General features: G+C 74.2%; 6 protein-coding genes. All 6 read right to left on the bottom strand.

All coding sequences use genetic code 11. From position 1 onward, the window contains the following. Positions 1 to 59 precede the first annotated feature (59 nt). Positions 60 to 1,013, bottom strand: coding sequence for a bifunctional riboflavin kinase/FAD synthetase (locus tag EAO76_RS33155; RefSeq protein ID WP_148839682.1), 954 nt, complete (start codon positions 1,011 to 1,013; stop codon positions 60 to 62). Between the two features lie 43 nt (positions 1,014 to 1,056). Beyond that, on the bottom strand, positions 1,057 to 4,845 hold the full coding sequence (locus tag EAO76_RS33150) for a serine protease (RefSeq protein WP_148839680.1): 3,789 nt from the start codon (positions 4,843 to 4,845) through the stop codon (positions 1,057 to 1,059). Positions 4,846 to 5,099: 254 nt separating this feature from the next. Next, entirely contained in the window at positions 5,100 to 5,996 is an 897-nt protein-coding gene (truB, locus tag EAO76_RS33145) for a tRNA pseudouridine(55) synthase TruB (protein WP_148839678.1), read from the bottom strand. Further along, a complete protein-coding gene (gene rbfA, locus EAO76_RS33140) occupies positions 5,993 to 6,445 on the bottom strand; it encodes a 30S ribosome-binding factor RbfA (RefSeq protein WP_148839677.1) in 453 nt (150 codons plus the stop codon). The genes truB and rbfA overlap by 4 nt, the downstream gene beginning before the upstream one ends. Positions 6,446 to 6,464: 19 nt before the next feature. Then, positions 6,465 to 6,761, bottom strand: coding sequence for a DUF503 domain-containing protein (locus EAO76_RS33135; protein ID WP_148839675.1), 297 nt, complete (start codon positions 6,759 to 6,761; stop codon positions 6,465 to 6,467). Positions 6,762 to 6,929: 168 nt separating this feature from the next. Further along, positions 6,930 to 9,502, bottom strand: a 2,573-nt coding sequence (infB, locus tag EAO76_RS33130) for a translation initiation factor IF-2 (RefSeq protein ID WP_262375910.1), incomplete at its 5' end; no start/stop codon positions are given.

Below are 9,502 nucleotides of genomic sequence, written 5' to 3'. Positions count from 1 at the left end.
CCGGGCCGTTCGTCCGAGGGGGCCGCGCGCCGCGCCGGGGCGGGCGCGGCCCGAGGGGTTCAGCCCCGTTCGTACGCGGCGACCAGTTCGGAGCACCGCTTCACATCGGCGGCCATCGCCACGAGCAGGTCGTCGACCGAGTCGAACCTCAGCATCCCGCGCACGTACGAGAGGAAGTCCACCGCGACGTGCAGCCCGTACAGGTCGAGGCCGACGCGGTCGATCGCGTACGCCTCCACCGTCCGCTCCGTGGCGTCGAACTGCAGGTTCGTGCCGACCGAGATCGCGGCGGGCATCGCCTCGCCCGCCACGTTCAGCCAGCCCGCGTAGACGCCGTCGGCGGGGATCGCGGTGTGCGGCAGGGTCTCCACGTTGGCCGTGGGGAAGCCGAGCTCGCGGCCGCGCTGCGCACCGCGCACGACGACGCCCTCGACCCGGTGCGGACGGCCCAGGATCTCGGCGGCGCCCGCGACGTCGCCCTCGGCGATCAGCCGCCGGGTGAGGGTGGAGGAGAACGGCTCGCCGCCGCCCGCCTCGCCGCTCACGTACAGGTCGATGACCTCGACGCGGTAGTCGTAGGTCGCGCCGAACTCGGCGAGCAGCTCGACGTTCCCGGCCGCCCGGTGGCCGAAGCGGAAGTTCGGGCCCTCGATGACCAGCTGCGCGTGCAGTTTGTCGACGAGCACCTTCACGATGAAGTCCGCCGGGGCCAGCTTCGAGAACTCGCTGGTGAACGGCAGGATCAGCATCGCGTCCACCCCCAGCTCGGCCATCAGGTCGGCGCGCCGGTGGTGCGGGGCGAGCAGCGGCGGGTGGCTGCCGGGCCGCACGACCTCGCTGGGGTGCGGGTCGAAGGTCACCACGACCGACGGCACGCCCAGCTCGCGGGCCCGCTCCACGGCGCGCCCGATGATCAGCTGGTGTCCGCGGTGCACCCCGTCGTAGGAACCGATGGTGACGACGCTGCGTCCCCAGTCCTGGGGGATGTCCTCCAAGCCACGCCAGCGCTGCACTCTGACCGCTCCTCGCCCGAACCTGTGTACGTGGATATGCCTCTTACGCAGGTCTAAGACTGCCATGCTCACGCCCTGCGGCCCGCATCGGCATCGCCTTGGACCCGCCCAGCTCCCGAACCGTCCGCCGTGCGTCCGGACCGATGAGCGGTGTCCATTCCTGCGGGGCGCCGGTCAGCCACTCGGTGACCAGCGCCGCGAATCCCGGCACGTCACGGGCGAGTTCGACCAGCAGGCGGTCGAAGCGGTCCGCGCCCCCGGGGGTGCGGAGCAGCAGCGTTCCGGTGCGGTGGACCAGGGCGCGGGTACGGGCCGGGGCGCGGCCTCCGGAGCCGGTCGCGGCGGCCCGCAGCAGCGCGTCGAGCACGTCCGGGTCCCGTCGGGTGTCCTGTTCGAAGTCGAGCAGGACCTCCAGGAGCTCCCCCCGCAGCTGTGCGGAGGCCGGGCTGCCGGGCGCGGCGAACACCCCGGCGAGCGCCCCGCGCACCGGCGGCGGGACGGGGCGGTCCCGCAGCAGCCCTGTCACCAGCGGCAGCAGCAGGGCGCGGGCGGCGGGCCCGTGCTCCAGCCTCCGGTGGATGTACGAGGCGGCGTGCACGGCGTCGTCCGGGTGGCTCTCGACGTAGGCGCGCACGAGCCCGGCGGTGTGCAGGGCCAGTGCGGGGGCGTCGATCGCGGCCAGTGCGCACAGCACCTCGCCCGCGCCCTCGTCCGGCCGGGTCAGCCGCTCCCGGAACGCGGCGAGCACCGGCTCCGGGTGGGAGGGCAGGGCCTCGGCGAGCACCTCCGGGGACAGCCGCGGCTCGCCCCCGACGAAGGCCCGCAGGGCCTGCGGGAGGCAGCCGTCCCGGCTCTGCGGGTCCCGTACGAGGAGGGCGAGCGCGGCCCCGTGCAGGGCGGCGTCGCCGGGGCGGGCCAGCAGGGCGCGGGCGGCCCCGCGCAGCAGCTCGCGGTCGGTGTCGAGGACGGCGTGGGGCGCGGCGACCGCCGCGTACGTGGCGGCGGCGGTGCGGCGGGCGGGCCGGTCCCCGTCGTGGGCCCAGCGGTGGACGGCCCGGCACAGCGCGGCCGGCTCGTCCTCGGCCAGCGCGGCGAGCAGTTCCCCGGCCCGGGGGTGGTGGGCCGCGACGAGCGCGTCGGTCAGGTCGTCGACGGCCAGGTCCCGGTGGGTGTGGAGCAGCGCCTGCGCGGCGGCGGCCACGGTCGGCCGCATCGTGTCCCCGTCCCCGGCGGGGAGCGGCCGCTCGTCGGTGAACCAGCCGCAGAGCAGGGGCTGCACGGTCCGGGGCCGGGCGGCGAGCCGCCGGGCGACGGCGTCCAGGAACCGCTCGCCGCCGTCGCCGCAGGACGGGCCGTCGGCGGGGACCAGGCGCCGGAACAGGTCCATCAGGTCCGCCTCGGGCAGCGTCAGCCGCCGCCAGAACCACGGACCGAACTCGGCGTACGTGCCGGGGCCCGACGGCCCGCCCGGCGCGGCGCCGCGCACGACCCGGCCGGCGAGCAGCCGCAGCACCCCGAGGTACGGCCGGGCGTCGGGCACCTGGATCAGGGTCTCGGAGAGCAGGTGGACGGCCCACCACCGGGCGTCCCGGCACGGGCCGCCCCCGTCCCCGCCGGAGGTGGTGGTGCCGGCGTCCGCCCGTCCCGGGTCCCCCGGTCCGGGCAGCAGCCGGTCCAGGGCCTCGATGAGATCGGCCAGCTGATGGGAGAGGGCCACGGGGCCCTGCCGACGGCCCAGCCGGAGCAGTGCCTGGACCACCGGACCGATCCGGTGGCGCGGTACGGGCAGGGTGCGCGGGCCCGACGGGGAGCCCGGGGAGCCGGGCCCCGCCCCGGGGTCCGGCTCCGCGTCCGGTGCGGGCACGGGCCCGCGGCCCGGCCGGGCCGCGACGGTGCTCCGGCCGCTTCCCGCGGGCCGTCTCGGCTGCGGCACCCGGCGGGCGGCGGCCGCGTCCGGCGCCCCGTCCGCTTTCCCCTCCGCCGGGTCCGTACCCGCGTCCGGCGCCCCGTCGTCCGGTTCCTTCCGCGCGTGCCACCGGTGGACGAGCGCGTGCAGCGCCGCGTCCACGTCCAGATGGGCGCCCTGGACCCAGTCCCCCAGCTCCTCGTGCGCGAAGCGGTAACCGGCCCCCGCCGGGACGAGCAGGCCCTCGGTGAGGACGGCCGACGCCCAGCCGGGGCGCCAGGGGAAGACCTCCTCGAACGCCGCCCGGTCCAGCTCCCCCTGCCCCGGCCCCAGACAGCGCCGCGCCGCCTCGTGCACCTGCCCCGCCACCCGGGCGGCCAGCCTGCGGACCGCGCCGCCGCCCGGCGCCCGGCCCGAGGCGGCCGCGACACGGACCGCGACGCGCAGGCACATCAGGTCCAGGTGGGCGCCGAACACCTCCTCCGTGTCGGGCTGCCCGGCGACCTCTCCGGGCATGGCGGCACGCACCTCCGCGAGGAGGCGCAGGGTGAGCGGGTGCCGGTCGTGCCCGGGGGCGAGCGCCCCGGGCGGGATGGCGTACCGCTGCCGGGCCTGTTCGGCCCGGTCGGCGGTGAGGTCGCCCAGCCGGATCGCGGACGGCAGCCGCCCGGCCGGGCGGGCGGGGCGGTGCAGCGCGCCGGGCGGGCAGAGCGCGCCTGCCGTCTCCCAGTACTCGGGACGGCAGGCGATCACCAGCCGCGCGCCGTTCGTCCGCAGCCAGTCGACGGTGGCGGCGGTCCACCGGGCCGTCTCGTGGGCCAGCGCGGGAGGCATCTCCTCGGGGCCGKCCAGCAGCACGAGCAGCGGGATTCCGGACTCCCTGGCCAGCCGGGCCACCCGCTCGGGGGTGGCGGTGGCCATGTCGCCCCGGGCCCCGGCGGCGGTGACGATCCGGCCGGCCCTGCCCAGCGCGCGGGTGACGGCGTCGGCGACCGAGGTGTCGTCGGCCAGCAGATCGGCGCCGCGCAGCCAGAGGGTGGGCGCGGGGACCGGGCCGCGTGCCCGACGGGCGGTGAGCGCCGTCAGTTCGGTGGTGCGTCCGGTGCCCGGCGCCCCGACCAGGCCGAGGACGACGGCGGTGCCGCCCGCCGCGGACGAGGCCCCGGCCGGTCCCGCGAAGGCCCTGAACTCCGCGCTGACGTCCGGGCGCTCGACCGGGTCGGGCCCGGCGCCCGGACCGCCCGCCGAACCGAGCGAGGTCGCCGTCAGGTGCAGGGCGCCCGCGAGGTTCAGGTCGTGTCCGTAGCCGGGGACGCTCGTCGCGTTGCGCCGCAGCAGTACGTCGAGCGGTCCCTCGGTGCCCGTGTCCCGCAGCGGCACGGCGAGTCCGGCCGCGGGATGCTCCGCCCGCAGCGCGGTGCCCAGTACGGCGATGACCGCGCCGCTCTCCGGATCGAGGACGGGTCCGCCCACGGCCGCGCCGCGCAGTTGCAGCGCGTCCCTGCCGTTCGTGCCGAGCGCCAGCTCCAGTGCCGCGCCGATCCGGTGGCGGTGTCCGCGCGCGGTGTAGGTCACGGGGGTGGTGCCGAGCACCCGTGCCTCGCGCCAGCCGTGGGCGGCGATCGTCACGTACGTCCCGGCGTCGATCCGTTCCCGCAGGGTGATCGGCACCGGCTCCACGCCCAGCGCCCCGGGCCCCGGGGTGTGCAGCAGGGCGAGGCCGAGCTCGGGCAGCGCGGTGATGTCGTCGGCCCCGAGGGTGCGGCTGCGGCCGTCCGCTCCGTGCAGGACCGGTCCGTCGAGGCCGTCGATCGCCTCGTGGCTGGTCAGTACCGTGCCCCGGTCGTCCGCGACGAATCCGGTCCCCCGAGGCCGACCGGCCTGATCGCAGATACGTACCAGCGCTGCCCGGTCCCCGCTTCCCATGGTCGGAACGTTAGGACCGATGATCAGCACGTGTATCACTCGGAGCAAAAGCGCCCCCTGATGCACCCCCGTTTCACTCCGAGCGCCTGCTCGTTGGGGTGAATTACCGGCGTCCGGTGGACAGGAATCGTTGGGAAACCGTGGAGCGGGCGTGGGGTCGTCCCGCCCGCTCCACGACGATTCCGTCCCGGTGAACGGCCCGGGGCCGTCCGGAGCCTGCCGGACGACCCCGGGAAGTCGCCCGGCAGAGTCGCTCAGGCGAAGACCGCGAGGCTCTTCGCCCTGCCCTTCTGCTCCTCGACGAGGACCAGGAACCGTCCGTCGGGCCCGAAGACCCCGACCGGTCCCGGCGGGAAGGACGGCATGTCCAGCCGTACGCCGTTCAGCAGCAGCCCGGCGCGCTTCTCGTCCACGTCCCAGCGGGGGAACGCGGCCGCGGCGGCCTCGGCCACCGGCATCACGGTCAGCTCCTCCTGGTGCTGGTCGAGCGTCCGCGCCGCGTCGAGGCCGTACGGTCCGACCCGGGTGCGCCGCAGCGCGGTCAGGTGCCCGCCGACGCCGAGCCCGGCACCGAGGTCCCGGGCGATGGCGCGGATGTACGTGCCCGAGGAGCAGACGACCGAGACGACCAGGTCCACGACCGGTGTCCCGTCCTCGGCGACCTCGTGGCGGACGTCGTAGACGTTGAAGGACGAGATCGTCACCGGGCGGGCCGGGATCTCGAACTCCTCGCCGCCCCGCACCCGTGCGTAGGACCGCTTGCCGTCGATCTTGATGGCGCTGACCTTGGACGGCACCTGCATGATCGCGCCGGTCAGGGCCGCGACACCCGCGTCGATGCCCTCCCGGGTCACCCCGGACGCGTCGGTGGACGAGGTGATCTCGCCCTCCGCGTCGTCCGTGATGGTGTTCTGCCCGAGCCTGATCGTGCCGAGGTACTCCTTCTCGGTCAGCGCGAGGTGGCCGAGCAGTTTGGTGGCCTTCTGGACACCGAGCACGAGCACGCCGGTCGCCATCGGGTCCAGCGTGCCGGCGTGCCCGACCCGGCGGGTCCGGGCGATGCCGCGCATCTTGGCGACGACGTCGTGCGAAGTGAAGCCGGACGGCTTGTCGACGATGACAAGGCCGTCCGGCGTGTTCTGCGATGTCATTCGGAGGCGGTGTCCTCGTCGTTCTCGTCCTCCGGCTTGCGGTACGGGTCCGCGTCACCGGCGTACGTGGCGCCCGAGGACGCCTGGCGCACCTTGGCGTCCGAGGCCCGCGCGCGGTCGAGGAGGTCCTCGATCGCCCGCGCGTTCTCGGGCAGCGCGTCCGCCACGAAGGCGAGGGTCGGGGTGAACTTCGTCCCCGCCGCCGCACCGACCGCCGACCGCAGGATGCCCTTGGCGCTCTGCAGACCGGCCGCGGCGCTCGCCCGCTCCTCGTCGTCGCCGTAGACCGTGTAGAAGACCGTGGCCTCCCGCAGGTCGCCGGTGACCCGGACGTCCGTGATGGTCACGTGCGTCCCCAGGCGCGGGTCCTTGATTCCGCGCTGAAGTTTCTGGGCGACCACCTCCTGGATGAGGTCCGCCAGCTTCTTAGCCCGCGCGTTGTCGGCCACTGGTCCGTCTCCCTCTTGCTCAATCGTCTTCGTCGCTGTGGACCCGCCGTCGTACGGACAGCAGTTCCACTTCCGGCCGGGCGGCCACCAGCCGCTCGCACCGGTCCAGAACATCTGTGAGGTGTCCGGTGTCCCCGGAGACCACGGCAAGGCCGATCTCGGCCCTGCGATGGAGATCCTGACCGCCGGTCTCCGCCGCGCTCACCGCGAATTTTCGTTGGAGTTCGGCGACGATCGGACGGACGACGGAGCGCTTCTCCTTCAACGACCGTACGTCGCCGAGAAGCAGATCGAAGGACAGTGTCCCCACATACATGAATGTCCGGATGTCCCGCCGGTTCGGGTTCGTGTCCTGCCAGCGCTTGGCAGGAACACGAGAACCGTACACGGAACGGCCGGGGCCGATCGACGGAAATACGCCCCGTCGACCGGCCCCGACTGTGAAAGAGAGGTCCGGGGGTGTTCCCCCCGGATTCCCCGCGGATCAGCCTCGCGGCTTCTCGCGCATCTCGTACGTCGCGATGACGTCGTCGATCTTGATGTCGTTGAAGTTTCCGAGGTTGATACCGCCCTCGAAGCCTTCGCGGATCTCGGTGACGTCGTCCTTGAAGCGGCGCAGACCGGAGATGTTGAGGTTCTCCGCGATGACCTTGCCATCGCGCAGCAGGCGCGCCTTGGTGTTGCGCTTGACCTCGCCGGAGCGGACCAGCACACCGGCGATGTTGCCCAGCTTGGACGAGCGGAAGATCTCGCGGATCTCCGCCGTACCGAGCTCGACCTCTTCGTACTCCGGCTTGAGCATGCCCTTGAGGGCCGCCTCGATCTCCTCGATGGCCTGGTAGATCACCGAGTAGTAGCGGACGTCGACGCCCTCGCGCTCCGCCATCTGCTGGGCACGCCCGGCAGCGCGGACGTTGAAGCCGATGACGATGGCGTCGGAGCCGGTCGCCAGGTCGATGTCCGACTCGGTGACCGCACCCACACCGCGGTGCAGGACCCGGATGTCGACCTCTTCACCGACGTCGAGCTGGAGCAGCGAGGACTCGAGAGCCTCCACCGAACCGGACGCGTCGCCCTTGATGATGAGGTTGAGCTCCTGGACCAGACCGGCCTTGAGCGCCTCGTCCAGGTTCTCCAGGGAGAACCGGACACCCTTGCGGGCGAAGTTGGCGTTGCGCTCGCGGGCGGCACGCTTCTCGGCGATCTGACGGGCCGTACGGTCCTCGTCGACCACCAGGAAGTTGTCGCCGGCGCCCGGGACGTTGGTGAGACCGAGCACGAGGACGGGGGTCGAGGGACCCGCTTCCTCGACGTTGTTGCCGTTGTCGTCGAGCATCGCCCGGACACGGCCGTACGCGTCGCCGACCACCATGGTGTCACCGATGCGCAGCGTGCCGCGCTGGACCAGGACGGTCGAGACGGCGCCGCGGCCGCGGTCGAGGTGGGACTCGATCGCGATGCCCTGCGCGTCCTGCTCCGGGTTGGCCCGCAGGTCGAGCGAGGCGTCGGCGGTGAGGACGACGGCCTCCAGCAGCTGGTCGATGTGCAGACCCTGCTTGGCGGAAATGTCGACGAACATCGTGTCGCCGCCGTACTCCTCGGCCACCAGACCGAACTCGGTGAGCTGACCGCGCACCTTGGTCGGGTCGGCACCCTCGACGTCGATCTTGTTGACCGCGACCACGATCGGCACGTCGGCCGCCTTGGCGTGGTTCAGCGCCTCGATCGTCTGGGGCATCACACCGTCGTTCGCCGCCACCACGAGGATCGCGATGTCGGTGGACTTCGCACCGCGGGCACGCATGGCGGTGAACGCCTCGTGACCCGGGGTGTCGATGAAGGTGATCTTCCGGTCCTCGCCGTTGACCTCGGCGGAGACCTGGTAGGCACCGATGTGCTGCGTGATGCCGCCGGCCTCGCCCGCGATGACGTTCGTCTTGCGGATCGCGTCCAGCAGTCGGGTCTTTCCGTGGTCGACGTGACCCATGACGGTCACGACCGGCGGGCGCGGGATGAGCGCCTCTTCGCCGCCCTCGTCCTCGCCGAACTCGATGTCGAAGGACTCGAGCAGCTCGCGGTCCTCCTCCTCCGGGCTGACGATCTCGAGGACGTAGTTCATCTCGTCCGCGAGCAGCTTGAGGGTGTCGTCGGAGACGGACTGCGTCGCCGTGACCATCTCGCCGAGGTTCATCATCACGGCGACGAGCGACGCCGGGTTGGCGTTGATCTTCTCCGCGAAGTCGGTGAGGGAGGCACCGCGCGACAGGCGGACGGACTGCCCGTTGCCGCGGGGCAGCATGACGCCGCCCACCGACGGGGCCTGCATGGCCTCGTACTCCTGGCGCCTCTGCCGCTTCGACTTGCGGCCACGACGGGCCGGACCGCCGGGACGACCGAACGCACCCTGCGTGCCACCACGGCCGCCGGGGCCGCCGGGACGACCACCGAAGCCGGGACGGCCGCCGAAGCCACCGCCGCCGCCACCGGGACGACCCGCACCGCCGCCACCGCCACCGGGACGGCCGGCGAAACCGCCGCCACCGCCGCCGCCGGGACCGGCCGGACGACCCGCGAAGCCGCCGCCGGGACGACCCGCGCCGCCCGGACGACCGCCGCCGCCACCACCAGGACCACGGCCGCCGGGGCCGGGACGCGGACCCGCAGCGGGACGCTGCGGCATCATGCCCGGGTTCGGACGGTTGCCACCGGGGGCACCGCCCGGACGGGGAGCCTGCGGACGCGGCATGCCGCCGGGGGTCGGGCGGGGACCGCCCTGGCCCTGCGGACGCGGCGCGCCACCGGGACCGCCCTGCGGACGCGGGGCACCCGGACGCTCCTGACCGCCGCCGGGACGCGGGGCGCCGCCGGGACGCGGCGCCTGCGGACGGGCCATGCCCGTCGAGCCGCCGGAGGTGAAGGGGTTGTTGCCCGGCCGGGGGCCGGACGGACGGGCGCCGGGGCGCGGCGCGCCCTGACCCGCGGGACGCGCGGGACGGTCGCCACCGCGGCCGCCGTCACGCTGACCGCCGTCACGCTGGCCGCCGGCCGGAGCCGGGC

The organism is Streptomyces sp. sk2.1, from assembly GCF_008120935.1.
In the GTDB taxonomy this organism is placed as follows: Bacteria; Actinomycetota; Actinomycetes; order Streptomycetales; family Streptomycetaceae; genus Streptomyces.
The sequence above is the reverse complement of the archived record's forward strand: the minus strand, read 5'-3'. Positions and strand labels throughout refer to the sequence as shown.

What these genes read in the sequence shown, in the direction of transcription:
- truB (WP_148839678.1), bottom strand. Translation starts at nt 5,996, where the DNA reads ATGACATCGCAGAACACGCCGGACGGCCTTGTCATCGTCGACAAGCCG.
- EAO76_RS33135 (WP_148839675.1), bottom strand. Translation starts at nt 6,761, where the DNA reads ATGTATGTGGGGACACTGTCCTTCGATCTGCTTCTCGGCGACGTACGG.